Annotated in this window: 1 protein-coding gene; it reads left to right on the forward strand. The window is 54.1% G+C overall.

Annotated elements, in window-relative coordinates:
- The coding region (locus tag QN347_RS20100) for an ABC transporter substrate-binding protein (RefSeq protein WP_323494446.1) at positions 1-266 on the forward strand (266 nt) is incomplete at both ends.

Genomic DNA, 266 nt, shown 5'->3' on the forward strand with positions numbered 1-266 from the left:
GACGGGGAACACCGCATACCCTGGCGATTTTGCCGCTTCTGGCGACTTACAAAGTACCACTCATCGCGCCGAGCACCGGCGCGTTGGCACTGCGGCAACCGGTCAACCATTGGGTTTTCCATATCCGCGCCGATTACAAGGATGAAGTGAGCAAGATCATCGAACAATTTACCACCATCGGCATCAAGGCTATCGGCATTGTGCATGTGGATGACAGCTTTGGTCAGGATGGCCTGGCCGGATTCAATCAGGCACTTGCTTTACAT

The sequence above is a fragment of the Sphingomonas sp. 10B4 genome, assembly GCF_035019905.1.
Taxonomy (GTDB): domain Bacteria; phylum Pseudomonadota; class Alphaproteobacteria; order Sphingomonadales; family Sphingomonadaceae; genus Sphingomonas; species Sphingomonas glacialis.